This is a genomic window from Microvirga sp. RSM25 (genome assembly GCF_044784385.1).
GTDB classification, from domain to species: domain Bacteria; phylum Pseudomonadota; class Alphaproteobacteria; order Rhizobiales; family Beijerinckiaceae; genus Microvirga; species Microvirga tunisiensis.
In genome coordinates this window covers 5,403,583-5,428,826 of the sequence record NZ_CP173039.1, presented here as the reverse complement: position 1 = coordinate 5,428,826, position 25,244 = coordinate 5,403,583, and the positions used below count along the sequence as shown (strand labels likewise).

Here is a 25,244-nt window from a genome sequence, read left to right as displayed (position 1 = left end):
TCAGGCTCCGGTCCCGATCGTCGTGTCGATGGAGTGATCGTTCTTGGGCCGGTCGATGGCCAGCGTCTCGGCCGTGACGAGGTAGTGAACGGTCTCGGCGATATTGGTGGTGTGATCGCCGATGCGCTCGATGTTCTTGGCGCAGAACAGGAGATGCGTGCAGAACGAGATGTTGCGTGGATCCTCCATCATGTAGGTCAGGAGTTCCCGGAACAGCGAGGTGTAGAGCGCATCGATGGCGCCGTCCCGCTTCCAGACATCCAGCGCCTTCGCCGTGTCCTTCTGCGCATAGGCGTCGAGCACGTCCTTGAGCTGACCGAGCACGAGATCGTTCATATGCTGCAGTCCGACGACGATCTTCTGCGGTTGGAAATCGTCACCGATGGCCAGCGCCCGCTTGGCGATGTTCTTCGCCAGATCGCCGATGCGTTCGACATCGCCCGCGATACGGATGGCCGAGATGGTCTCACGCAGATCGACCGCCAAGGGCTGGCGCCGGGCGATGGTGAGAATGGCATTCTCCTCGACCTCACGGTGCAGGACGTCGAGGCGAGGGTCCAAAGCGATCACCGCTTGCGCCAGCGGCTTGTCGTGGCGAGCCAGTGCGACAAGAGCATCGACAAGCATCTTCTCGGAGATGCCGCCCATCTCGGAAATCCGCTGCCGTAGCCCCTGCAGGTCGTTGTCATAGGAACTGACGATATGCTCCGCCATGAGATAGGTCTCCCCTTGAAGCGCTTCGATCAGCCGAAGCGGCCCGTGATGTAATCCTGGGTTTGTTTCTTGGTCGGGTTCATGAACATCTTGGTGGTGGGCCCGAACTCCACGAGCTCGCCGAGATACATGAACGCCGTGAACTGCGAGATTCGTGCCGCCTGCTGCATGTTGTGCGTGACGATCACGATGGTGAACTCCGAGCGGAGCTGCTCGATCAGCTCCTCGATCTTGCCGGTGGAGATCGGGTCGAGGGCCGAGGTCGGCTCGTCGAGCAGGATCACCTCCGGCTTCTGCGCGATGGTGCGCGCGATGCACAGGCGCTGCTGCTGGCCGCCAGACAGACTCATGCCGGATTGGCGCAGCTTGTCCTTCGCTTCGTCCCACAGGGCCGCCTTGCGCAGGGCCTCCTCGACACGCCCGTCGAGCTCGGACTTCGGCAGCCTCTCATAGAGTTTGATGCCGAAGGCGATGTTGTCGTAGATCGACATGGGAAACGGCGTCGGCTTCTGGAACACCATGCCGACCCGTGCGCGAAGCTCGTTCACGTCGATCGACGGCGAGAGCACGTTCTGCCCGTCGAGCAGGATCTGGCCATCGGCGCGCTGCTCGGGATACAGGCTGTAGATGCGGTTGAAGGTGCGCAGCAGCGTCGACTTTCCGCAGCCGGACGGGCCGATGAGGGCCGTGACCTGCCGGTCGTAGAAGTCGAGCGAGATGTCCTTCAGGCTGCGGAAATCGCCATAATGGAAATTGAGGTTCTTGACGGCGATGCGCACCGGCGCGCCGGTATCCGCAGCCGCCGCGTTTCCGATGGCGCTGCTCGTGTTGAGGGCAATCGTGCTCATCGGACTTTATCCTTCCTCAGGAGCAGGCGCGCCACGATGGACAGCGCCAGGATCGACATGGTGATGATGAGGGCGCCGGCCCAGGCGAGTTCGCGCCAGTTCTCATAAGGCGACAGGGCGAACTGATAGATCATGACCGGCAGGTTCGAGACGCCGCCCATCAGGGTCGGGTTGAACCAGAAATTGTTGTTGAGGGCCGTGAAGAGAAGCGGCGCGGTCTCGCCGGCGATGCGGGCCGTGGCGAGCAGGACGCCGGTGACCATGCCGGCGCGGGCGGCCTTCCAGCTGATCTTGATGATCACCGTCGACATGGGCGCGCCGAGCGCCGCTCCGGCTTCGCGCAAGGAACCAGGCACGAGGCGCAGCATGTCCTCGGTGGTGCGAACGATGACGGGAACCGCGATGATCGCCAGCGCCACGCCGCCGGCCCAGCCGGAATAGCCGCCCATCGGCTGCACCATGAGCATGTAGACGAAGAGGCCGATGAGAATGCTCGGCGCGGCGAGCAGGATGTCGTTCACGAAGCGGATGATCTCGGCAAGCTTCGAGCTCTTGCCGTATTCGGCCAGATAGGTGCCGGCCAGCACGCCGATGGGTGTGGCCACGACGATGCCGAGGACGGTCAGGATCAGGCTGCCGACAAGAGCATTGGCGATGCCGCCGCCCTGGCTTCCGGGGCCCGGCGTCGTCTCGGTGAAGACCGCAGGCGAGAGGCCGCCGATGCCTTCGACGAGCAGCATCAGCAGGATCCAGCCGAGCACGGTGGCGCCGAGGATCGTGAACAGGGTGCAGACGATCTTGAGGGCGCGGTCGGCCACATGGCGGCTGCGGCGCACCCGTCCCCAAGGAGCCGGGGCAGGCGTCGTTCCGGCCGTCACGCGGGTCTGGAGAGCGGTATCCATCATCAACCTCCTACCCGACCTTCACGCGCGCCACCAACAGGCGGGCGAGCACGAGCACGGTGAACGTGACCAGGAACAGGATGCAGCCGAGAGCCATCAGCGCATTGAGCTGCAGGCCGACGGCCTCATTGAATTCGTTGGCGATGCGCGACGCGATGGTGGAGCCAGGATCGAACAGCGAACCCGACAACCGGTTGGCATTGCCGACCACGAAAGTCACGGCCATCGTCTCGCCCAGCGCGCGGCCGAGGCCGAGCATGACGGCGCCGATGATGCTGACGCCTGCCTGCGGCAGGAGCACGTTGCGCACCACCTCCCAGGTGGTGCAGCCGATGCCATAGGCGCTCTCGCGCAGCACGGACGGGATCTGATCGAGGATGTCGCGCGAGATCGACGCGATGAAGGGAATGATCATGATCGCCAGGATGATGCCGGCCGTCAGAATGCCGACGCCGGAAGGCGTGCGCGCATAAAGGATGGTGCCGACGATGGGCATGCCCTCGACGATGTTGGACACGGGGATCTGCACGTAGTTCGCGAAGAGAGGCGCGAAGACGAAGAGGCCCCACATGCCGTAGATGATGCTGGGCACGGCGGCGAGCAGCTCGATGGTGGTCGCCACAGGGCGCTTGAGCCAGGGCGGGCAGAGCTGCGTGAGAAAGATCGCGATCCCGAGGGAGAGAGGAACGCCGATGACGAGGGCGATCAGAGCCGTCGACAGGGTGCCGACGATGGCGACCCACGCGCCGTACTGATCCTCGTTGACGTTCCAGACGCTCGACGTGATGAAGCCGAGGCCGAATTCCCGGAAAGCGGGCAGGCCACCGTAGATCATCGACCCGATGATACCCAGGAGCACGATCAGCACCAGGAGGGCCGATCCGAGGCTCGCGAGACGAAAGAGCCGGTCGAAGCTCGGTTGAGAGGATCGGTGAGCGGGAGCATCCGCGCTCGACACGAGACGTTCTTGCGAGAGAGCCACCATTCGCCGATCCGCTTTGTTGTGCACGCGAGGTCAGATTACTGATTGAAGACGGGCTGGCCCGAAGCGTTCTTGATCTCGCTCGCCCAGGTGGCGCGAACCTGATCCTTCAGCTGGGTCGGGAGCGGCACGTAGTCGAGTTCGACAGCCATCTTGTCGCCATTCTTGAAGGACCAGTCGAAGAACTTCAGGGCCTCGGCCACCTGCTCGGGCTTCTCGGGGGACTTGGGCACGAGGATGAAGGTCGGAGCCGTGATCGGCCAGGCCTCGTCGCCGGGCTGGTTCGTCAGCGAGACGCCATAGCCGGGAGCCGACTTCCAGTCGGCATTGGCAGCGGCGGCCTGGAAGGTCTTGGCTTCCGGCGACACGAACTTGCCGTTCTTGTTCTGGAGCTGAGCGAACGGGATGTTGTTCTGCTTGGCATAGGCGTATTCGACGTAGCCGATGGAGTTCGGCACCTGCTTCACGAGAGCGGCGACGCCCTCATTGCCCTTGCCGCCCTGGCCGACCGGCCACTGCACCGAGGAACCGGCACCCGGTCCGCTCTTCCAGCCTTCCGAAACTTGGGACAGGTAGGTGGTGAACACGCTGGTGGTGCCCGATCCGTCGGAGCGGTAGACCGGCGTGATCGACGCGTTGGGAAGCGTCACGCCCTGGTTGGCCTGGGCGATCTTGGGGTCGTTCCATTTGGAGACCTTGCCGTTGAAGATGTCGGCCAGAACCTCGCCCGTCAGCTTGAGCTGGCCGGCGCCCTGGACATTGTAGACGGCCACCACGCCGCCCATCACGGCCGGGAACTGGACGAAGCCGTCCTTCTGCAACTCCTCGCCCTTGAGGGGGGCATCGGTCGCACCGAAATCGACGGTCTTGGCCCGGATCTGGCGGACGCCGCCGCTGGAGCCGATCGATTGATAGTTCATGCGGTTCCCGGTTTCCTTGTAATAGGCCTCGGCCCACTTGGCGTAGATCGGAAACGGAAAGGTCGCGCCTGCGCCGGTGATGTCAGCAGCAGTTGCCGTGGTCGTAAGGCTCGCGACGGCAAGGCCGGCCGCAATGGCGTAGGACATAATCTTCACGATAAGTCTCCTGTTCCTGCAAGCGCGACAGGCGGCTTAGAAGCCTTGGGCCGTGTCTCGCGATGGGACAGCTAGGCCCTGCGGATGTCTCCTCTACGACAGTTGGATGACAATTAAATGACACCCTAAAAGGATCCCTCGGGAGGGGTGGAACCTTCACGTCATGGCCGGGCTTGTCCCGGCCATCTCGATAAGGTGAGGCTCGGCGCTTCTTGGACCGGGATCACCGGCACGAGGCCGGTGATGACGTCGCGGGTGTCACCGCCACGCCTTTTCCTCTCCCGGCCGGGAGAGGGGATTCCGTAGCCCCTACGGGCGAGGCCCCGCCTCCGGGAACCGCACCGTGAAACGGGCGCCCTGCCCCGGATCGCTGGCGATATCGAGATGACCGCGGTGGCGGTTGACGATGTGCTTGACGATGGCCAGCCCGAGGCCCGTTCCGCCCTTGTCCCGGCTCTGCACGACATCGACCCGGTAGAACCGCTCGGTCAGGCGCGGCAGGTGCTCGGGCGCGATGCCGGGGCCGTAATCCTGCACGGAGAACGCGACCTGGGGCACCGGCCCCTCGGTGCGGGCGACCGCGACATCCACCTTCCCGCCGCTCTCGCCGTATTTCACGGCGTTCTCGATCAGGTTCTCGGCCACCCGCAGAAGCTCGTCCCGGTCGCCGAGCACGAGGACGGGCCGATCCGGCAGGGTGGCCTTGACGACCACGCCCCTCTCCTTGGCCAGCGGCGAGACAGTCTCAACCATCTGGGAGGCGATGGTGGCGAGATCGACGGTTTGCGTGGGTGAGAGGTGAGCGCGCATCTCGATGCGCGACAAGGACAGGAGATCGTCGATCAGGCGCTTCATGCGCTGCGCCTGCCCCTTCATGATGTCGAGGAAGCGCTCTCTCGCCTTGACATCGTCGCGGGCAGGACCCTGGAGCGTTTCAATGAAGCCGAGAAGCGAGGCCAGCGGGGTGCGCAGTTCGTGGCTCGCATTGGCGACGAAGTCGGCCCGCATGGCCTCCAGGCGCCGGGCCGAGGTGAGATCGCGGAAGAACAGGACGACGCCCGCGTGGACATCCGCAACATCGGACTGGAGAGGGCCGATATGCACCTCGAAGGTCCGCTCCGTCGGAATCCGCTCCGAATACTCGACCTTCAGAGGCTCAGCCGTCTCCAGCACCTCCTGGATGCCGTCGAGCACGTCCGGGGTGCGTAAGGCAAATGACAGAGGATGACCCGTCTTCAGCCCTGCCAGGAGCTCGTAGGCGGCCCTGTTGGCCTCGATCACCACCGCCCGCTGGTCCACCAGAATGACCGGATCGGGGATCTGGGCCAGGACCGCCTCGGCGACGCTGGAGCGAGGATTTGTCCTCGGCTGCGGCGTGATCCTGGTTCCGAGCCCAAGGCTGCGCTTGGGTCCCGCGACGAGAAATCCGGCGAGAATGGCCACGGCGGCCCAGAACAGAAGCCACGCATCCCCGTAACCCCGCACCAGCGCAACGGCGACCAGCACGAAACTGGTCACGACAGTCCCGCGCAAAGCGGCGTCACGGATCGGCGTGGCGCTCTGCCGGCCGGGGTCCGGCGTGAGGTCGTCGGGGTCGCTCATGGCGGGATGACTTATGGGAGGAGGTGTCTCGGAGGCGCTGCCTGTCTTCTTTAGGCGAGGCACGCGCAGGTGTCATCACCCGCCGAGCTCGACGTCGCCCTCGTCTGGCTTGAAGGCCAGCCGGGCGGACCGGATGCGGTTGCGGATCTCATAGGCGCCGAGAATGGCAAGGGCGATCACGAAGGGGACGAGGTAATAGCAGAGGCGGTAGAGGAGCAGCGCTCCGAGGACGGGTTCGCGCGGATAGTTCGACAAAGCCAGGAGAATGGTGGCCTCGAAGACCCCGAGCCCGCCCGGCGCATGGCTCGCCACGCCCAGCATGACGGCAAAAATATAGACGGCCAGGAAGGTCTCGAAGCTGAGATTGTGGCCTCCGGGCAGGAGCACGAAGAGCACCCCGGCGCCGGCACAGACGTCGCCCGCGCCGATCAGGATCTGGGCGAGGGACAGGCGAAAGCCCGGCAGCTCCAGCTTCCAGCCCTGGATTTTGACGGCGCGGCGCTTGATCGAGACCCAGATCATGTAGCCGACGACAAAGGCGGCGGCTCCCAGGCCCACCAACTGGTTCATCCAGATATGGGTATAGACCAAGGTCGCCAGCTCATCGGCGTTGCTGATCAGGCTCCAGGAAAGGACCAAGGCCATGCCGAGCCAGAAGGTCACCCCGGCGATCACGGTGAGGCTCGCCACCCGTCCCGGGCTCACTCCTTTCGGGGAATAGATCCAGTAGCGGACCGTGCCTGCCGTCAGCAGAGGGAACCCGAGGGTGAAGCTCACCGCATAACTCGTGAAGGAGGCGAGAGCGGTCGTCCGGTAGGGGATCTGCAGCTTGAGCTGCCGCAGGGCGATGGCATCGTAGCAGGTCAGCAGGCCGTAGCTGATGGCCGTGAAGAGGACGGCGAGACCGATCTGGCGCAGGCTTGCCGCCGTGAAAGCGGATTTCAGTTCGTTGACATCGATCTCTGACACGATGTGCCAGAGAACTACCAGAGATGCACCAAACAGCAGGATGCTTGCCGCCATCCCGATCCAGGCGAACCGGCGGGAGCGTCGCTCCTTCGGATGAAGGGCTTCGGCTGAGGACATCTCCGGCGGAGTCACCGGACGGGGGCTCATATCATTCATGAAAACGGTCAATCAGCCTCAGCGTAGAAAAGGTCGCATCGGGGTCCGAGGGCTGTCCTGCATCTATGCGCTGGCGGGAGGAACCGCCAGACGTCGCCGGCCTTTTAATGGTTTCGCAAGGCTGGCGCTACTCTTTCGCCTGAGAAATCGCCGCTGGTGTCCGATGTGGGTTGTCAGCCTCGAAAAAGGCCTACAACAATGGTCCCCTCGCTATCGGAGACTTGGCTGCAGGGGCGGCCCTGGGAGTTTTGAGTGGATTTCAAGGAAACGGAAACGCAGTTTGCTGTTCTGGCGGAGTCTCTGCCTCAACTTGTCTGGTCGTCCCGCTCTGATGGATCTGTCGACTACGTGAATCGCCGGTGGCGTGAGTTTACAGGACTTTCCGGAGAGCAATTTATAGAAGATGGCTGGGAAGTGGTCATCCACCCGGATGACTTGCCCCAGGTCCGGGAGCACTGGCGCCGATCCGTCTCAACCGGACAAGCCTATGAGTGGGAGTATCGGGTCAGGAACGCCGCGGGCGATTACGAGTGGTTTCTCAGCCGGGCCATTCCGATCCAGGATCTGACAGGAAAAATCACCCGCTGGTTCGGCACGAGCACCAATATCAATGCCCAAAAGACCGCCGAGGAAGCCGTCCGCATGCTCGAGAGCCAATACCGGCTCGCCCTCGAAGCAGCCGATCTCGGGATCTGGCAGATCGATCTGGACAAGCACCTGATCACCTGGGACGAAGGCTCCTGCGCTCTCTATCATCTTCCGCACAACGGATTGTACAGCCTCACCCTCGAAGAGGCCTGGGCCATGATCCATCCGGACGATGTGGATGAGGTCAAGGGGCGGATTGCAGCGGCAGCCGCTCCCGGATCCGATGGCAAGTATGACAGCCAGTACCGCGCTATTCTGCCGGATGGGAGGCTCCGCTGGTTCCGCTCGCACGGACAGGCGCTTTATACGAATGAGGGCGGCTCGCATCGGGCCATCAGCCTTTATGGCGTCGTCAGCGACATCACGGAGCGCCATGGGTTGGAAGAGGGTCAGAAGCTTCTGACGCGAGAACTCAACCATCGCGTGAAGAACCTGTTTGCCATCGCCAACGGGATGGTCTCGATGACCGCCCGCACGGCCAAAGACACCAAGGATATGGCCAATGCCCTGCGCGGGCGCCTGAGCGCTCTGTCACGGGCGCATGAACTGGTTCAGCCTGTCTCAGCGAGCGAGATGGGCGCAGGCCCCGACGTGGAGTTCGCCCGGCTGATCGAAGCGGTCCTCGAGCCCTACCGGCAGTCCGGCCAGAACAGGATCGCAATCGAAGGGCCGAGCGTGCTCGTCGGGTCCAACACGACGACGAGCCTTGCCCTCGTCCTGCACGAATTAGCCACCAACGCCGCCAAGTATGGCTGCCTATCATGCCCGGAGGGCGAGCTTGTCATTCGATGGGCCCTGCAGGATGAGAACGTCGATCTACTCTGGACCGAGAGCGGCGGACCACCCATCGAGAGCCCTCCGACCTTTGAAGGGTTCGGCACCCAGCTGTCGCAGCGAAGCATCACCGGGCAACTCGGCGGGACCCTTGAGCGCGAGTGGAGACTGGAAGGCTTGCGCGTCCACATGATACTGCCGCTCAACCGCCTGAGCGCCTGAGCGATCATGAGCATCTATCGCCGCGTCCTGGTCCTGGGCGGAGCACGCTCCGGAAAAAGCCGCACCGCCCTGCAACTGGCCGAGAGCGCATCCACAGAACGGATCTACATCGCAACCGCTCAGGCCTTCGACGGTGAGATGCGCGAGCGCATCGCTCAGCACCAGGCCGAGCGCGACGGTTCCTGGCGAACGGTGGATGCTCCGCTGGATCTCCCACAAGCCGTTCAGGCGCAGACAGCTCCTGGAAAAGCCGTGCTGGTCGATTGCCTGACGCTCTGGCTCTCCAACATCGTCCTGGCCGACCATGATCCGGCCCGTGAGGCGGATCGGTTGGTTCAGGCAGTTCGGGACGCACGAGGCCCGCTTATCCTGGTCTCGAACGAGGTCGGCCAGGGCATCGTGCCCTCGACACCCTTGGGGCGAACATTCCGGGACGAGCAGGGCCGCCTCAATCAACGGATCGCAGAGGCTTGCGATGCGGTCGTCTTCGTCGCGGCGGGCTGCCCGATCCTCCTCAGGCCGGCTCCTCCCCTGCAGCTGCGGCTGGAATAGGCTTGTGTCCCGATCAGCGCAACCTGACCTGCACCGCGGCGCTCAACATGTCGATAGCGACAGGCATCGAGGGTCCTCCGCAGATCGTGAGCCGGCCAGGCAGTGCCAGACGCCGATCCAGGGGCACGGCCCCTGCAAGGGCAGGGTTCGCGAAGAGCGCCGTACCATTGTCGACCGCCTGGCTTGAAGCCGCATCGACGAGCATGAAATCCGGCGGCATCGTAACGATGGTTTCGAGACGCGCGACCCCTCCCTGGCCCAGTCCCAAAGCTTCCTGATGCAGCCTGAAGCCCATGTGAACCAGAATCTCGTTGAGCGGCGAATGGAGAGCCATGACCCAGCCGCCTCGTTCATAAACCAGGATGCTGCGCCTGACCGGGACGATCCCCCTCGCCCGCTCCAGGGCCGCATCAATCCGGGCGATCAGAGCCTCGCCGCGATCCGGATGCCCCAGCCTGCGGGCCAGGGTGCGAATTTGCCCACGCCCATCCTCCAGGTCCGCCCAGGGCCCGAGGGACAGCACCTCCAGCGCCTGCCCTCTCAGAAGAGCGATCTGTTCCTGCTGACCATAGGTGCCCGTCAGCACGAGGTCCGGCCGTTCGAAGAGGATCGTTTCGGCGCTGCCGTCATTCATGGGCAGCCCGGCGGCTTGGTCGGCCAGAAACGAGATCGAAGTGTCCTGGGCGAGACGGCTTAAGGACAAGATCTGGCTGCGATCGGCCAGAGCCAGAACGAGCTGATCGGTGCAGAGGTTAAGGGACGCGACCCGCGACGGCCGGGATTGAGCCTGCGCTGCCCCGGTGATGAAAGCCGCCAAGCACGTCAGCAGAGCCAGCGCTGCATGGGAGCTGGCGTGTCGGTGGAGCATCATGAGCGCTTTCGGTCCGCAGTCCGCAAGTTCTTTATCATTCGCTGACACAGTCACGAAAATCGCCAGCCGGCCCGGCCCGGAATACGGTCTCACCCAGGATCGGTCTGAGGCAAGGCGCAGCCGTCATTCGGCCTGTCAGGGTACCTTTACGGTGCGCGAAGCGCAGTATTACGTTGCGTAAGATCAAGCAAAGTAAGCTATATCCAGCTCATCAAATCGTATTATTAACCCTGCGTCATCTCGCCACCAGTCATGCTCATCAAAAATTAAGCTTTTTGTTGAGAAACAAGGCTTCTTTGAAGATGAACCGCTTTGAATGAACAAGCGCGAATGGTCGCACCCTGGAACATAATCGAAGTTTTAACGCCAAGCTGACCTATTCTGGACATATCGACCTATCACATACTTGCCCCTGTTGAACGAAGAACGCCCGTGCAACCGCCATGGCGGAGAAGCGGCGCATTCCTGGGGGCTTATTCATATGCAAATCGCTCTGACAGCGTTTCAGGACGCATGCCAGCAGACGGCCATTTGCCTTAAAAATGAAACGAAGACCGGGCTCAAGTCCCGTGTCGTATCACGCCAACGCTCGCGCTTGCAGGGAGGCAGAACCCTGCTCGACCTCACCAAGTGCTTCGGTTTCGGCGCGTGCCTGACGATCGTCATCGGCACGGCGGCCCACACGCACCCCGCCTCGGCTGCGGAACCGTGGACGACCCTGCCGGCCGCTCTTGACGTCGGTCGCAATGCCATCCAGGTGCCATTCGACCAACCGGCGATGCCGTTCACCATGTCCACTAAGGAAGCCGCCCCAACCGATCCGCTCGAAGCCATCGTTCCGGTCCCGACCGTGGAGGCGACACCGGCCGAACTGCAGAAGCAGATCATCCTGTCGATCCCCTTGTCCGATTCACCGGCTTCGGAGGGCAGCAAGGACGAGGAACCCGTTTCCCGCGAACTCACGGAGTTCATGGAGTTCGAAGAAATGCGCGTTCCCGTCTGGATCGTCGACACGATCCTGCGGGCCTCCAAGCTGACCGGCGCCGATCCCGTGTACATGATGGCCCTAGCGGACAAGGAATCGAGCTTCCTGCCCGGCAACAAAGCTTCGACATCCTCCGCCGTCGGCCTGTTCCAGTTCATTTCCAGCACGTGGCTTGAGGCCGTGAGATCGTTCGGCCCCTTGCATGGCTTGGTCGCCGAAGCGCAAGCGATCGTCGGCTCGGGTGCGAAGATCGATGTCGCGGACGGAGCGATGCGCCAGCACATCCTCGGCCTACGCCGCAACCCTTACATCTCGGCCCTCATGGCCGCTGAGATGATGAAGCGCGACAAGACGAAGATCGAGACAAAGCTCGGACGCAGGCTCAGCCGCTCGGAATTCTATCTGTCCCACTTCTTCGGGGTCGACAGCGCGAGCAAGTTCATCGCGCTGGTGGACGACACGCCCAAGAAAAGCGCGCCAGATGCTTTCCCGGCCGCCGCAAAGTCGAACAAGTCCCTGTTCTTCACCAAGGACGGCAAGAAGAACCGCCAGCTCAGCGTGGCCGAGGTCTACGACAAAATCGACGACATGATTGATAAGCGCCTCAACCGTTACGAGGCAGTATCGGCCCGGGCCACGGAAGACGCATCCGCCTTCTGACCGGGTTCTTCAGCCTGGCGCGAATTGTTCGAGGCGGAGACCTGATCCTCGACAGCTTTGATGTCTGCGCGGAGCGTCAGGCTCCCCGTGGCAGAGCTGGTGGGCGCGATATCCGCAAAGCCTCCCCTGGTGGGCGAACGCTGCACCTGGAGGATCCGCACCACGATGAAGATGACGAGCCCGAGGGAGGCTATGGCCGAGTAGATGAAGAGCCCCTTCGGCCCCATCATCTCCATCGCTGCCGCGCCGAGCAGGGGCCCGACAGTGACACCGGTGGCCCAGGAGAACAGCAGAGTGCCCACGGTGGAGACGATCTGTCCCGGATCCACGATATCGCAGGCATGGGCCACGCAGACGGAGTAGATGCATAAGGCCAAACCGCCCCAGGCTGCGAAGGACCACAGGATCAGCAGGTTCGCGCCCTGCGCGCTCGCCCACAGGATCAGAAGCGAAACGAGGCTGGTTCCTGCAGCGAGCCCCGCAATCACATAGCGCCTGTCCGACCGATCAGAGAGCCACCCGAGCGGCCATTGCATCGCGAGGCTGCCGGCCTGCAAGGCGAACAGAAGGGCGGCGGCCTGATCCTGGCCCAATCCGATGCTGACGCCGAAGACGGGCGTGATGGCGATGACGGGACCATTGACCAATCCGACCACGAAGGCCCCGATCACGGCGGACGGGGCCTTCGCGAACAGCTTCCGAACCTCGATCCGCACCCCCTGCGGCGCAGCCGGCTCCTTCGTAGTCGTCGCGGCGATCGGGAGAAGCGAGAGCGAGATCAGCGCGCTCACCGCCATGAACAATCCGTCCGTGCGGATATTCCCGAAGCCGATTCCGAGCGGGGACAGCATCAGGGCGACCTTGGTGCAGATCATGTAGATCGACAGAATCCGCCCGCGATGGCTTGATGTGGCGCGGGCGCTGATCCAACCGTCCGTGACGGTGAAGATGCAGGCCAATGTCACGCCTGTCAGCCCGCGCAGGATGATCCAGGCCAGAGTCGAATGAGCCTGGGTCATGACGAGCACTAGGACTGACACCACGGCCGCGAGGCTGGCGAAGGCCCGGATATAACCCACATGACGGATGAAGCTCGGGGCCAGAAAACAGCCCGTCGAGAAGCCGAGTCCGTAGGCCGCCGCTACGACGCCGATGGACGCGACGGAGATCCCCTCGGCCTGCATGCGCAGAGGCATCAGCGCCTGAAGCAGACCATTGCCGGCCTGCAGCAAGGTGGTTGCGGCCGTGATGGTCCAGATGAGAGCGAGGGAGGAGTTCACAATCGAATCGGTGATGCAAAGCGGCGGGCGCAAAGATCAGCAAGATAGAAAGCAGGTGCCGCCCAAGATCAAGGGTCGATCCGAACCGTATCGATGTTCTTTAGTCGATCGGGCATGCCCGGCCGATGAGCCGGACATACGGGAAAGGCCGCCAGTCCCTACCGGCCGGGACGGTCCTTCTGGAAGCTGGCGAAAAGATAAAAACCGTTGAAGCGAACGCCTTCCACGGCTGCCCTCCGGTCGAAGCCGAGGGGCGCCTCCTGGTTCTCGATCCGCCCGCCGAACTGCCAATGCGGCCCGACGACGAAAGAGGGAACCGAGCGCTCTTCCGGAACAGCACAGACAAGTCCGTCCGGTTGCGTACTTCGGAACAGATTATATGAGTACATGTCCCTGCTCCTATGTTCGCGTCACGAATCGCACCCTGCAGGAAAAGAGTGACAGGAGTGTGATATTGCAGCGCAACAAAAGCAAAATTTCTTCTTTTCCTTGAATTGAGGGAAGTGGCGCAAAGGGATGATCCTTTGTTAGGCTCACCTGAGCCCATAGGGTGCAACGACAGAAGAGGGAGATTGTCAGCATGATCACTCGGAGCGCCCTTCGGCGAGGTTTCTTCGGCCTCGGCCTTCTTGCCAGCCTTCCCTTGTCTGCGCCGGCATTCGCCCAAGCTCTCGCTCCTGCGCCCGAAGCCCCCACAGGGCGTACGTTCAAGCCTGTCGGCACGGCGACGAAAGACATGGTTGCCGCGGCCAATCCCCTGGCCGCGCAAGCGGGCCGGGAAATCCTGGCAGCCGGCGGCAGCGCCGTCGATGCGGCGGTTGCCGTTCAGCTGGTTCTCAATCTCGTCGAACCGCAGAGTTCCGGCATCGGCGGCGGCACCTTCATGGTCTTTTGGGATGGAAAGACCATGGCCACGCTCGACGGGCGCGAAACGGCCCCTGCCGCAGCCAAGCCCGAACGATTTCTCGGGCCGGACGGCAAGCCGATGAAATTCTACGATGCCGTGGTCGGTGGCCGCTCGGTCGGCGTGCCGGGCACGCTGCGCCTTCTGGAGGCGGCACACAGGAACTGGGGCAAGCTGTCCTGGCCTCAGGTGATCGAACCTGCGGCTCGTCTCGCCGAGGAAGGCTTTGCGATTTCACCGCGCCTCAACGGCCTTCTGACGCAGGAGAAGTATCTCCAGAATGATCCGGTGGCGCGTGCCTATTTCTACGAGGCCGACGGCAAGCCGAAAGCGGTCGGGACCGTTCTCAGGAATCCGGCCTTGGCCAAGACCCTGCGCACCATCGCCGACAAGGGAGCCGACGCCTTCTACACGGGGGAGATCGCGCAGGACATCGTGACGACCGTGACCGGTCACGCCACGAACCCGGGCGACATGACCCTGGACGATCTGAAAGGCTACAAGGTCCAGGAGCGTGATGCCGTATGCGGCAATTACCGCACCTATCGGATCTGCGGCATGGGCCCGCCGAGCTCGGGTCAGGTCGCGGTGCAGCAGATCATGGGCATTCTCGAAGCGCAGGACATGGCGTCCCTCAAGCCCGGACCGGATGCGGTTCACTGGATCGCCGAAGCGGGCCGCCTCGCCTATGCGGACCGGGCGCTCTTCCTGGCCGATCCCGCCTTCGTGAATGTGCCGGTCAAGGGTCTGACCGATCCGGGCTATCTCAAGAGCCGTGCGGCTCTCGTCGATCCCAACAAGTCTATGGGCAAGGCAAAGCCCGGCGATCCGCCCTTCCAGAAGACCTTCCTGTGGGGTGCGTCGGACGGCATCGAGTTCGGCACGAGCCACATCTCCATCGTGGATCGCAACGGCAACGCAGTCTCGATGACGACCACGATCGAGGACGGCTTCGGCTCGAGGCTGATGACGAAGAGCGGCTTCCTGCTCAACAACGAATTGACCGATTTCTCCTTCGCCACGACGGAAGACGACAAACCCATCGCCAACCGGGTCGAAGCCGGCAAGCGGCCGCGCTCATCGATGGCGCCGACCATCGTGCTCGACGGCAGCGGCAAGCTCTATGCGGTCGTGGGCTCGCCGGGCGGCAGCCTGATCATCAACTACGTGGCCAAGACCCTCGTCGGCATCCTGGACTGGAAGCTCGATCCCCAGGTTGCCGCCGATCTTCCCAATGTGGGCAGCCGCAACGGCCCGACCGAACTGGAAGCCGGGACGGAGGCGGAAGGATGGAAAGCTGCGTTGGAGGCGAAGGGCCACGAGGTCAAGCTGATCGACCAGAATTCCGGCATCCATGCTATCGTCGTGACACCGGCCGGGCTGGTCGGCGGCGCCGACAGCCGCCGCGAAGGCGTTGCCATCGGCAACTGATCTTGCCTGGGCGGCCCTGTTCCGATAGGGCCGCTCGCACCATCAGAGAGGATTGCGGGATTCCATGCGTATCATCGTCGTCGGCAAGGAGGGACAGGTCGCGCGCGCTCTGGCGGAGCGTGCACGGGCGCATGGTGCGCAAGCGGTGCTCGTCGGCCGCCCCAAGCTCGATCTTGCCGACCCGTCAGGCATCGAGGATGCCCTGATCGAAACCGGCGGCGACGTGATCGTGAATGCCGCCGCGTACACGGCCGTGGACCAGGCGGAATCCGATCCGGAACTGGCGGAGGCCATCAACGGCATCGGCGCAGGCGTCGTGGCCGGCGCGGCAACCGCCATGAACGTGCCCGTCATCCATCTGTCCACCGATTATGTCTTCGATGGCACGGCCGACCGCCCCTACCGCGAAGACGATCCGGTTTCTCCGCTGGGAGCCTATGGTGCCTCCAAGCTTCTGGGCGAGGAGGCCGTGGCTGCCGAGGCGGAGAACCACGTCATCCTGCGCACTGCCTGGGTCTACAGCCCCTTCGGCAAGAATTTCGTGAAGACCATGCTGCGCCTCGCTGCCGACCGCGAGGAGCTCGGGGTAGTAGCTGATCAATACGGATCGCCCACAAGCGCCCTCGACATCGCCGATGGCATTTTTGCGGTCAGCCGCAATCTGCTCGAAAAGCCGGAGGACGGGAGCCTGCGTGGGCTGTTTCATATGACGGGAACGGGCTTTGCGAGCTGGGCCGAATTTGCCACGGAGATCTTCACCCTCTCTGCCCGTTTCGGCGGCCCCTCGGCGAAGGTCCGGTCGATCGCGACGGCGGATTACCCGACGCCGGCCAAGCGGCCCGCCAATTCCAGGCTCGATTGCGGCAAGCTGAAGCAAGCCCACGGAGTGGTTCTCCCGCCCTGGCGCTCCTCCCTGGAGCCTTGCGTGAAGCGGCTGATCGAGGAGGCCCGCAAGGAAGTCGCTCGCTGAGAGCGGGATCGGAGAAGGAAATTGCGAGACTTTCCGCGAAAGAAGACGATTGTTCTTTTTAAAGAACAATCGTAGGATCGCCTCATGACCTCGCCTCAGCACCCCGATCATCATCTGGAAACCCGCCTCGTTCACGAGGGCTATCAACGCACGCCTTTCGGCGAGACGTCGGAAGCGCTCTTCCTGACCCAAGGCTTCGTCTACGAAAGCGCGGAAAGTGCCGAGAGGCGGTTCCTAAACGAGGAGCCCGGCTACAGCTACAGCCGCTACTCCAACCCCACGATCGATGCCTTCGAGCAGCGCATCGCCTCCCTCGAAGGAGCCGAAGCGGCCCGTGCGACGGCGAGCGGCATGGCCGCAGTGACGGCCGCCATGGTCGGGCAGGTTCAGGCCGGTGACCATGTGGTTGCCGCGCGTGCCCTCTTCGGTTCCTGCCGCTGGGTCGTAGAGGATCTCCTGCCCCGCTTCGGCGTCGGTTGCACCCTCGTCGACGGAGCAGATCTCAAGCAATGGCGTGAGGCGGTCCGGCCGGAGACGAAGGCTTTTCTTCTCGAGACACCGACCAATCCGAGCCTCGACATCATCGACATCGCCGCCGTCGCGGCCATCGCACACGAGGCCGGCGCAACACTGACCGTCGACAACGTCTTTGCCACACCGCTCTTCCAGAAGCCCCTGGCGCTGGGTGCCGATTGCGTCGTCTATTCCGCGACCAAGCACATCGACGGACAGGGACGATGTCTCGGCGGCGTCATCCTGGCGTCCACCGAATTCATCGAGACGAAGGTGCAGCAGTTCCTGCGCATGACGGGACCGTCGATCTCGCCCTTCAATGCCTGGGTGCTCCTGAAGGGATTGGAGACGCTTCCGCTTCGCGTCGAGAAGCAGACTGCAACCGCAGGCTATCTCGCCGATGCTCTCCACGATCATTCCAAGCTTCAGCGTCTCATCTATCCAGGACGCGCCGATCATCCTCAGGCCGAGCTGATCCGACGCCAGATGAGCGGCGCCTCCACCATGATCGCCCTCGAGGTGAAGGGTGGAAAGGCCGGTGCCTTCCGGTTCCTGAATGCGCTGAAGCTCATCCGAATCTCGAACAATCTCGGCGATGCGAAAAGCCTCGTCACGCATCCGGCGACGACCACTCACCAGCGCTTCACGCCCGAACAGCGGGCCGAGATGAACATCCCGGATGGCCTCGTGCGCCTCTCCGTCGGGCTGGAGCACCGTGACGATCTGCTGGCGGATCTTACCCGTGCTCTCGAGGGCGCATGAGCCCGGCCTGTTCTTGCTGCAAGACGCCGGTCGCACGTTGACCTGAGCGCAGGAGAAGCCAGCCGGCGATCAGCATAGCGGCGCCCCAGATCAGAAAGCCCAGGTCCCAATAGATCCATTGCTCCCGTGGCACGGTTTCGTTGACGTGATGAAGGCCGAGAAGCTGATGGTTGACCATGCCCTCAACCACATTGAACAGACCGAAGCCTATCAGGAGAGTGCCGAAGAGCAGCTTGCTCGACCAGCGGAGATGGGTGCGCCGTGCGGCCCGCCAGAGAAGTCCCAGCCCAATGGCGACGAACACGTAGGTGAGCGCATGAAAGAGCCCGTCCCAGAACGTGTTGATCTTCAGGTTCTCGAGGCTGTCGGGCGGATAGCCGGCAGCCGTGACCATATGGTGCCACTGCAGCAATTGATGCAGGACGATCCCGTCGAAAAAGCCGCCGAGGCCGAGACCGAAGAAGATGCCGGCTGAAACAGGAAAGCTTGCACGTTCTCGAGCGATCTCGCGGTCCATGGCGCCTCTGGCCCTTGGGCGCCTTTATTGAGGCGACTGAGAAGGAGCCGGAGTTGCCGGCGGCCTCGTGGTCGTTCCCTGCTGGGATTGTATCCGGTCGAACATCCGCAGAGCGGCATCGACACAGGCTTGTGTGGACTCTCGATTGCCACAGACGATGCGAAGCTGCGTGTCGCCGCTGCGCAGGAAGAAACGAGCGCCACGCTCAGAACGCTCACTCCGGTCGTCCTCGTCATCGTCCCGCATGATCGGGCCGCTGCGATGATCCCTGTCGCGGTCCCATCTGTCTCGCCCTTCACGCCAACTTCCACGGTCGTAGCCATCACGATCTCGCGATGATTCCTGGCCGAAAGCACCTGTCGCGAAAAGAGCGAGACCGGCAGCCAGAATGAAAGCACTTTTCATATGAAGCTCCATTCGGAGACACTCGAAAGAAGAACCTGATTTCCTTTTCGAGGCACCCTGACAAATACGTGTCGTCACGCATGGAAGTGAACAGGCCACAGGGCTCATGGTTCCTGCTGCAGGACCTCAATCCGTTCTTCGGGCCTCGCCTGCACGCCGAGGCACCTACGACTAACGTCGTAGCATCTGCATAGTGTTTGAAAGTAAAACTCCCTCTTGGAACCGGCATACCGAGGTTTCATCCGCGGCCACTTGCACGACCTGCCAAAATGACGCACCATCGATCAAGGAATAACGCGTTCCAGCACAAGAAAACGCGATCCTTCACAATAAAGAGGGGTGAGGGAGGAAGCTGTGAAGAAAGACAACTCGTCTGCGCCAAAGACTTCGCGTGAATCAAAGCAATCGCGCCGCCGGTTCCTGCAGGTGGCCGGCTTGGGAGCAGCAGCAACGGTAGCGGCTCCCCAGATATCCAGAGCCCAGACGGCCACGTGGAAATTCCAATCGACTTGGCCGAACCGGGACATCTTCCACGAATTCTGCAACGACTTCGCCAAACGCGTGAACGACATGTCCGGAGGGCGTCTGAAAATCGACGTTCTCGCCTCCGGGGCGGTCGTTCCGGCCTTCCAGCTCCAGGATGCGGTTCATGCCGGCATCCTCGACGGCGGCCACGGCGTTGCCGCCTATTGGTACGGCAAGAACAAGGCCTTCGCGCTCTTCGGCACAGGTCCATCCTTCGGCTGGAACGCCAATTCATTCCTGGGATGGATGAACTATGGCGGCGGCTACGATCTCTACAACGAGTTGCAGAACCAGATCCTGAAGCTCAACATCGTCGGCTTCGTATCCGGTCCCATGCCCGCCCAGCCTCTCGGCTGGTTCAAGAGCGAAGTGACCTCCGCCGATGTCTTCAAGGGCCTGAAATACCGCACCGTCGGACTTGCCGCCGACCTCAACCGCCAGCTCGGCGCCGCAGTGACCATTCTTGCAGGCGGCGAGATCGTGCCGGCGCTGGAGCGCGGGGTTATCGATGGAGCCGAGTTCAACAATCCGTCCTCGGATCTGGTGCTCGGCTTTCCCGACGTCTCGAAGAATCTGATGCTCCAGAGCTATCACCAGTCCGGCGAGACCTTCGAGCTCATCTTCAACAAGACGAAGTATGATGCGCTTTCGCCCGAGTTGAAGGCCATCATCAAATATGCCGCCGAGTCGGAATCGGCGGACATGTCCTGGAAGGCGCTCGATCGCTACTCGAAGGATCTCGAAGCCATCCGCGCCCGCGGCGTCAAGGTGGCGAAGACGCCCGACTCGGTGCTGAAGGCTCAGCTCGACGCCTGGAACAAGGTCATCGACGAATTCTCGAAGGATCCTTTCTTCAAGAAGGTGATCGACAGCCAGAAGGCCTGGGTGCAGCGCACCTATGCCTATGAGCGTCTGAACGAACCTTCGCGCGACATGGCCTACGACCACTTCTTCAAGACGACCTGAAGAATGGCGCGGGAGCCTATTCCCGTCTGAAGAACTCCTTTCAAAAACGAGGGCGGCAGGTGAAATGCCGCCCTCGCGACACGTTCCGAAGGCTCGTGAAAGGGCTTCGATCCATGCGCTTCGTCTACTTCATCGACCGCATCAACACCTTCATCGGAAAAACGGTCGCCTGGGCCATCCTCGGTCTGACCTTCGCGATCTGCTACGAGGTATTCTCGCGCTATGTGTTGCGGTCGCCGACCGAATGGGCGTTCGACGCGAGCTACATGCTCTATGGCCTGCTCTTCATGGTGGCTGGGCCCTACACGCTGGCCCGCAACAACCATGTGAGAGGCGATTTCCTTTACCGCAATTGGCAGCCTCGGCGGCAGGCGGGGTTGGACCTCGTGCTCTATTTCCTGTTCTTCTTTCCCAGCATTCTTGCGCTCGTTTATGCCGGTCTGCCGTTCACGGAGATGTCCTGGATGATGAACGAGCATTCGATGAACTCGCCCAATGGACCACCGATCTATCCGTTCAAGGCGCTCATTCCCATCGTGGGCGTACTGATGGCGTTTCAGGGTATGGCGGAGGTCATCCGCTGCATCGTCTGCCTGCGCCAAGGTGAGTGGCCGCCGCGTCTCCATGACGTCGAAGAAACCGAAAAGCTCATTCTCGAACAAGCCGAACAACAAGGCCTTACCAAGGGGACCGTCTGATGCTGGCATCGTGGGGGCTGGGAAATCCCGAACTGGGCGTGCTGATGCTCGGCCTGTTCGTGGTCTTCATCATGTTCGGATTTCCCATTGCGTTCACGCTGATGGCTTTGGGCTTCGGCTTCGGCTACTTCGCCATGGGCGACATCGTGTTCGCCCTCGTGGTGCAGCGTGCCTATTCGGTGATGACGAACGATACGCTCGTCGCGATCCCGCTCTTCGTCTTCATGGGCTACATCATCGAGCGAGCGAATATTCTCGATCGCCTGTTCCACTCGATCCAGATCGCCGTCGGCGGACTTCCCGGCTCGCTCGCCATCGCGACGCTGATGACATGCGCCATGTTTGCCACCGCGACGGGCATCGTCGGCGCGGTCGTTACCCTCATGGGGCTTCTCGCTTTCCCAGCCATGCTGCGCGCCGGCTATGACGTGCGCCTCTCAGCCGGCGTGGTCTGCGCCGGCGGCTGCCTAGGCATTCTCATCCCGCCCAGCGTGATGCTGATCCTCTACGGGGCGACCGCGGGCGTGTCCGTGCCGAAGCTCTATGCCGGCGCCCTCTTCCCAGGACTGATGCTCGCCGGCCTCTACATGCTCTACGTTCTTATCCGCTGCGCGCTCAATCCAAGCCTCGCACCCAAGCTGCCGCCGGAGCAACGCAAGGTTTCGTTGGTGAAGATCTTCTGGTCCCTCACCACATCGTTCTTCCCGCTGGCGCTGCTCATCCTGTCCGTTCTCGGCGCGATCTTCTTCGGCATCGCAACGCCGACCGAGGCCGCCGCCGTGGGCGCGCTCGGCAGCCTTCTGCTCGCAGCCGCCTATCGCTCGCTCTCGTTCGGCAAGCTGAGGGAATCGGTGATCCTGACTGCGCGCACATCAGCCATGGTGTGCTGGCTCTTCGTCGGGTCCTTCATCTTCTCCTCGATCTTCGCCTTCCTCGGTGGACACCAACCGATCGAGGCCTTCGTCACACAACTGAACCTGTCCCCCTTCTGGTTCCTCATCCTGACGCAGGTGATCATCTTCGTGCTCGGCTGGCCATTGGAATGGACGGAAATCGTCGTGATCTTCGTACCGATCTTCCTGCCGCTTCTCGATAATTTTGGCATCGATCCGATCTTCTTCGGCATTCTGATCGCGCTCAACATCCAGACATCGTTCCTGTCGCCGCCTGTCGCCATGGCGCCCTTCTATCTGAAAGGCGTCGCGCCGCCGCATGTGAACATCAACGATATCTTCGCAGGCGTGATGCCGTTCCTGCTGCTGGTGATCGTTGCCATGGCGATGTTCTACATCTTCCCGGGAATCGGCCTCTGGCTGCCGCGTTACCTCTATGGCTGAGATCGAAGAGCCTGATGTGTCCGAAGCTTCGCCATGAAGCAGTTATCTGAGAGGCGGAACCCTGACTTCGCCTCCACGTTGGCCTCCTGTTCATGCTGCAAAGGAGGCCATCATGAAGTGCCAGTTCTGCCAACAGGAGATCGAGAACCCTTGCCATAATGCTCAGGAGATGCAGCAGCGTGCGGCAAGCCATGTGGAGCGTTGCGAGCATGCTCTCCAGGACCGGCAAGGTATGGGATCCGGCTCACATCGCAGCGATATTCAAAGCGGCGGGTGAAGTCATGGCCGGCAAGGCTGAAGACCACGCTCAAGGCTTGGCCGAGCGGAGCGTGAACACCAGCATCGTGCATCCAACCGAGGGCAACCCCGATCGTCGGATTCGAGACGACCGTTCCGCAAGCGACCACCACCTGACCGAGAACGATCAACGCGAAGGCATGGAGAAAACCGATCCCGGAAATCCGAAAGCGTAAGACCGCATGAAGCCGTGGCAGTGTGCCGGTCGCTCAGAAAGCCTGTATGAGATCGTCTTTGAGCAAGGCGAAAGGCCGGAAGCAGAAGACATCGCGCTCTGGGTCACCCAACGCTGTTAGCCTCTGAAAGAGTTGCTTCGACGGCCCGCAAACGCGGGCCGTTCCTTTGTAGGAGTTCATCGCATCGCAGACGACGCGATAGACCAGCGAAACCACTGGCAATATTCGCTATTTAATAACGTTTAGTCTTCTAAGTAACCTGGAATATTTATTGTGATTTTCCACACATCGGACATTGTGCTCGCGGTTGTAGTGAAAACGTAAACAAACCAACCGGGGAATACTTTCAGGAGGACCTTTATGACCGCGTCGTCGCTCAGCTTCAAACTTGCTGTTTTGTTCGTCATTGCAGGAATGGCGATGGGAATCGGGATGGCGGCTTCCCAGGACCATTCGATCATGCCGGCCCATGCGCACTTGAACCTGCTCGGGTGGGTGTCGCTGTTCCTCTTCGGCATTTATTACGAGCGCCGCCCGGCCCTCGATACGAGCCGCCTGGCCCTGGTCCAGGTCATCGTCTGGTCTGTCGGCACCGTCATCCTGACCATTGCCGTTGCCGCCCTTCATCTCGGCTACACGGCTTTCGATCCGGTTGCCGCGATTGCATCGTTGATCGTGCTGGCCGCAATGGTACTGTTCGCCTATTTCGTCTTCAGGCCGGTTCGTAGCATCGCTTCGTCACCGACAGCTCGCCTGACGCCCGCCGAGTGAAAAGCATGCGGACGGGGCGGCGCCTGCCGCCCCGGAACCATCGCTGCTGTCGCCAAGTCTCAATTCGCGCCTGCAGAACCTGCCGCTCTTTTGAGCGCAGCTGAATTAGCCATGTCCAGAAAAGCAAAAGCCTCGCACGAGGCGAGGCTGGCTTATCGAACCTTTGGCGCTCCCTAGGGGACTCGAACCCCTGTTTTCGCCGTGAGAGGGCTAATACACAGCTTTCAGCGCACATTCGTGGATATCAATAGACGTAAGCGCCACAGGCATTTAATCTATATTCGTGCGTCGGCGTCCATCGAGATTTGCCCGCGCATTCTCGACAAATTCGGGGACAAATTAAATGGCGCGGACTGTTCGTGATGCAACGCTTGAGACAAGAGCGGCCCGGATGCGACTCCCGAATGGGAAGAAGCACTGGCGGTCCATCGAACAGGGACTGCACCTCGGCTACCGGCGGGGACCGCGAGGCGGCGCCTGGCTCGGCCGCCGATGCGTCGATGGCAAGTACCCCGAGACCGTCCTGGGGATCGCAGACGATGCCACGGATGGGGATGGCACGACCGTCCTTGACTACCGTGCTGCGCTGAAGGCTGCGCGGGAGTGGTGGCAGGCGGAGGAGCGGAAAGCCCTAGGCATCAGCGACACCCGCCGCGGCGCCTACACGGTAGCGGACGCGCTTGCAGACTATGAGAAGCACTACGAGGCTCGGGGCGGGAAGGATCTGACCAACCTGCGTTCGATCGTGACCAGCCATATCCTCCCTACCCTCGGGGCCCTTGATACAGCGAAACTGACAACCCGCCGCCTGCGGGACTGGCACCATGCGCTCGCCACCGCCCCAAAGATGGTTCGGACCGCAAAAGGCGCCACGGAGCGCAGGACCCAAGAGTTCGACCCACGCGACCCGGAGGCGGTGCGCCGGCGCCGATCGCGGGCTAACCGGATCCTGACCGTCCTGAAGGCAGCTCTGAACCACGCTTGCGCGGAGCACCATATCGCGAACGATGATGCCTGGGCCCGTGTTCAGCCTTTCCGGGATGTCGACCAAGCCCGCATCCACTATCTCTCAACGGCCGAATGCACTCGCCTTCTCAATTCCTGTGAGCCGGATTTCCGGGCTCTGGTGAAGGCAGCGCTCCTAACAGGGGCCCGTTATGGGGAACTCATTGGGCTCAAGGTGCGCGACATCAACCTTGAAGCTGGCTCCATCTTCATTGCTGAGAGCAAGAACGGGAAATCCCGTCATATCCCGCTGACGGACGAAGGCATTGATCACTTCAGGGGGCTGGCACTCAGCAAAACAGGATCCGCACCGGTGTTCCTGCGGGCCGATGGCGCAACCTGGAAAGCCTCCCATCAGGCCCGCCCCCTCGCGGCGGCTTGTGGGCAGGCGAAGATTGAGCCGGCGATAACATTCCACGGTCTCCGGGATACATACGCCTCGATGCTGGCGATGCGTGGCGTTCCAATGGCGGTGATTGCTGCAGCTCTCGGACATGCGGACACCCGCATCACTGAGAAGCACTATGCTCACCTCGCGCCCTCCTACGTTGCAGATACGATTCGGGCGAATATGCCGAGACTTGGGCTTGAAGAGCAGACAAATGTCGCCTCGATCAGGAAGGCGAGTTGAGCCATGCAGAAGTCTGAGCTCAACACCCGAGAAAGCACTGGCCCCCTCGGTCTCTGGGAATTCGCTAAGCAGATAGCAGGCCGCGAGTGCGACGC

The 25,244-nt window shown here is 62.1% G+C and carries 24 protein-coding genes; 13 read left to right on the top strand and 11 right to left on the bottom strand.

The window, feature by feature from the left end; genetic code table 11:
* The 7 genes from phoU to ACD578_RS25820 all read right to left on the bottom strand — a co-directional run bounded on the left by phoU (position 1) and on the right by ACD578_RS25820 (position 7,249).
* Positions 1-714, bottom strand: a complete 714-nt coding sequence (phoU, locus tag ACD578_RS25850; RefSeq protein WP_404289740.1) for a phosphate signaling complex protein PhoU — start codon at positions 712-714, stop codon at positions 1-3.
* Between the two features lie 29 nt (positions 715-743).
* Positions 744-1,562, bottom strand: a complete 819-nt coding sequence (gene pstB, locus ACD578_RS25845; protein ID WP_404289738.1) for a phosphate ABC transporter ATP-binding protein PstB — start codon at positions 1,560-1,562, stop codon at positions 744-746.
* Positions 1,559-2,464 carry a phosphate ABC transporter permease PstA gene (gene pstA / locus ACD578_RS25840; protein ID WP_404294057.1) on the bottom strand — a complete coding sequence of 302 codons (906 nt, stop codon included), beginning with the start codon at positions 2,462-2,464 and terminating at the stop codon, positions 1,559-1,561. The genes pstB and pstA overlap by 4 nt, the downstream gene beginning before the upstream one ends.
* Before the next feature lie 10 nt (positions 2,465-2,474).
* Entirely contained in the window at positions 2,475-3,449 is a 975-nt protein-coding gene (gene pstC / locus ACD578_RS25835) for a phosphate ABC transporter permease subunit PstC (RefSeq protein WP_404289736.1), read from the bottom strand.
* 35 nt (positions 3,450-3,484) lie between these two features.
* On the bottom strand, positions 3,485-4,522 hold the full coding sequence (gene pstS, locus ACD578_RS25830) for a phosphate ABC transporter substrate-binding protein PstS (RefSeq protein WP_404289734.1): 1,038 nt from the start codon (positions 4,520-4,522) through the stop codon (positions 3,485-3,487).
* Positions 4,523-4,831: 309 nt separating this feature from the next.
* Positions 4,832-6,124, bottom strand: a complete 1,293-nt coding sequence (locus tag ACD578_RS25825; protein WP_404289732.1) for an ATP-binding protein — start codon at positions 6,122-6,124, stop codon at positions 4,832-4,834.
* A 75-nt stretch (positions 6,125-6,199) separates the two neighbouring features.
* On the bottom strand, positions 6,200-7,249 hold the full coding sequence (locus ACD578_RS25820; protein WP_404289730.1) for a lysylphosphatidylglycerol synthase domain-containing protein: 1,050 nt from the start codon (positions 7,247-7,249) through the stop codon (positions 6,200-6,202).
* 252 nt (positions 7,250-7,501) lie between these two features.
* Between ACD578_RS25820 and ACD578_RS25815 the strand changes: the two genes are divergently transcribed.
* Together ACD578_RS25815 and cobU are read left to right on the top strand one after the other, a co-directional pair.
* Positions 7,502-8,893, top strand: coding sequence for a sensor histidine kinase (locus tag ACD578_RS25815; RefSeq protein WP_404289728.1), 1,392 nt, complete (start codon positions 7,502-7,504; stop codon positions 8,891-8,893).
* Between the two features lie 6 nt (positions 8,894-8,899).
* Entirely contained in the window at positions 8,900-9,445 is a 546-nt protein-coding gene (gene cobU, locus ACD578_RS25810; RefSeq protein WP_404289726.1) for a bifunctional adenosylcobinamide kinase/adenosylcobinamide-phosphate guanylyltransferase, read from the top strand.
* 13 nt (positions 9,446-9,458) lie between these two features.
* Here cobU and ACD578_RS25805 read toward each other — a convergent pair whose 3' ends face one another.
* Positions 9,459-10,316 (bottom strand): ABC transporter substrate-binding protein, encoded by an 858-nt coding sequence (locus ACD578_RS25805; RefSeq protein ID WP_404289724.1) that lies wholly within the window; start codon positions 10,314-10,316, stop codon positions 9,459-9,461.
* A gap of 481 nt (positions 10,317-10,797) precedes the next feature.
* On the opposite strand from ACD578_RS25805, the gene ACD578_RS25800 reads away from it, so the two are divergent.
* Positions 10,798-11,961, top strand: a complete 1,164-nt coding sequence (locus tag ACD578_RS25800) for a transglycosylase SLT domain-containing protein (RefSeq protein ID WP_404289722.1) — start codon at positions 10,798-10,800, stop codon at positions 11,959-11,961.
* On the opposite strand, the gene ACD578_RS25795 is transcribed toward ACD578_RS25800, so the two are convergent.
* Both ACD578_RS25795 and ACD578_RS25790 read right to left on the bottom strand, forming a co-directional pair.
* The gene (locus ACD578_RS25795; RefSeq protein ID WP_404289720.1) at positions 11,913-13,241 is read right to left on the bottom strand and encodes an MFS transporter; all 1,329 of its coding nucleotides are present in this window, start codon (positions 13,239-13,241) and stop codon (positions 11,913-11,915) included. The genes ACD578_RS25800 and ACD578_RS25795 overlap by 49 nt on opposite strands.
* 158 nt (positions 13,242-13,399) lie before the next feature.
* On the bottom strand, positions 13,400-13,630 hold the full coding sequence (locus tag ACD578_RS25790; RefSeq protein ID WP_404289718.1) for a hypothetical protein: 231 nt from the start codon (positions 13,628-13,630) through the stop codon (positions 13,400-13,402).
* A gap of 191 nt (positions 13,631-13,821) precedes the next feature.
* Between ACD578_RS25790 and ggt the strand changes: the two genes are divergently transcribed.
* The 3 genes from ggt to ACD578_RS25775 all read left to right on the top strand — a co-directional run bounded on the left by ggt (position 13,822) and on the right by ACD578_RS25775 (position 17,821).
* Positions 13,822-15,576, top strand: coding sequence for a gamma-glutamyltransferase (gene ggt, locus ACD578_RS25785; protein ID WP_404289716.1), 1,755 nt, complete (start codon positions 13,822-13,824; stop codon positions 15,574-15,576).
* Positions 15,577-15,640: 64 nt separating this feature from the next.
* Positions 15,641-16,546 (top strand): dTDP-4-dehydrorhamnose reductase, encoded by a 906-nt coding sequence (gene rfbD, locus ACD578_RS25780; RefSeq protein ID WP_404289714.1) that lies wholly within the window; start codon positions 15,641-15,643, stop codon positions 16,544-16,546.
* A gap of 84 nt (positions 16,547-16,630) precedes the next feature.
* Positions 16,631-17,821, top strand: a complete 1,191-nt coding sequence (locus tag ACD578_RS25775; RefSeq protein WP_404289712.1) for an O-succinylhomoserine sulfhydrylase — start codon at positions 16,631-16,633, stop codon at positions 17,819-17,821.
* Here the strand turns inward: ACD578_RS25775 and ACD578_RS25770 are convergent.
* Positions 17,796-18,338: a DUF2243 domain-containing protein gene (locus tag ACD578_RS25770; RefSeq protein ID WP_404289709.1), complete on the bottom strand. Its 543-nt coding sequence runs from the start codon at positions 18,336-18,338 to the stop codon at positions 17,796-17,798. The two genes, ACD578_RS25775 and ACD578_RS25770, sit on opposite strands and share 26 nt — an antisense overlap.
* Before the next feature lie 840 nt (positions 18,339-19,178).
* Here ACD578_RS25770 and ACD578_RS25765 point away from each other — a divergent pair.
* The 7 genes from ACD578_RS25765 to ACD578_RS25735 all read left to right on the top strand — a co-directional run bounded on the left by ACD578_RS25765 (position 19,179) and on the right by ACD578_RS25735 (position 25,149).
* Positions 19,179-20,234, top strand: coding sequence for a TRAP transporter substrate-binding protein (locus tag ACD578_RS25765; RefSeq protein ID WP_404289707.1), 1,056 nt, complete (start codon positions 19,179-19,181; stop codon positions 20,232-20,234).
* Between the two features lie 59 nt (positions 20,235-20,293).
* Positions 20,294-20,932, top strand: a complete 639-nt coding sequence (locus ACD578_RS25760) for a TRAP transporter small permease subunit (protein ID WP_404289705.1) — start codon at positions 20,294-20,296, stop codon at positions 20,930-20,932.
* The gene (locus ACD578_RS25755; protein WP_404289703.1) at positions 20,932-22,269 is read left to right on the top strand and encodes a TRAP transporter large permease subunit; all 1,338 of its coding nucleotides are present in this window, start codon (positions 20,932-20,934) and stop codon (positions 22,267-22,269) included. The genes ACD578_RS25760 and ACD578_RS25755 overlap by 1 nt, the downstream gene beginning before the upstream one ends.
* A gap of 112 nt (positions 22,270-22,381) precedes the next feature.
* The gene (locus ACD578_RS25750; protein WP_404289701.1) at positions 22,382-22,546 is read left to right on the top strand and encodes a hypothetical protein; all 165 of its coding nucleotides are present in this window, start codon (positions 22,382-22,384) and stop codon (positions 22,544-22,546) included.
* 4 nt (positions 22,547-22,550) lie between these two features.
* The gene (locus ACD578_RS25745) at positions 22,551-22,742 is read left to right on the top strand and encodes a hypothetical protein (protein WP_404289699.1); all 192 of its coding nucleotides are present in this window, start codon (positions 22,551-22,553) and stop codon (positions 22,740-22,742) included.
* Between the two features lie 360 nt (positions 22,743-23,102).
* On the top strand, positions 23,103-23,513 hold the full coding sequence (locus ACD578_RS25740; RefSeq protein ID WP_404289697.1) for a hypothetical protein: 411 nt from the start codon (positions 23,103-23,105) through the stop codon (positions 23,511-23,513).
* Positions 23,514-23,904: 391 nt separating this feature from the next.
* Positions 23,905-25,149 (top strand): tyrosine-type recombinase/integrase, encoded by a 1,245-nt coding sequence (locus ACD578_RS25735; protein ID WP_404289695.1) that lies wholly within the window; start codon positions 23,905-23,907, stop codon positions 25,147-25,149.
* Positions 25,150-25,244 lie beyond the last annotated feature (95 nt).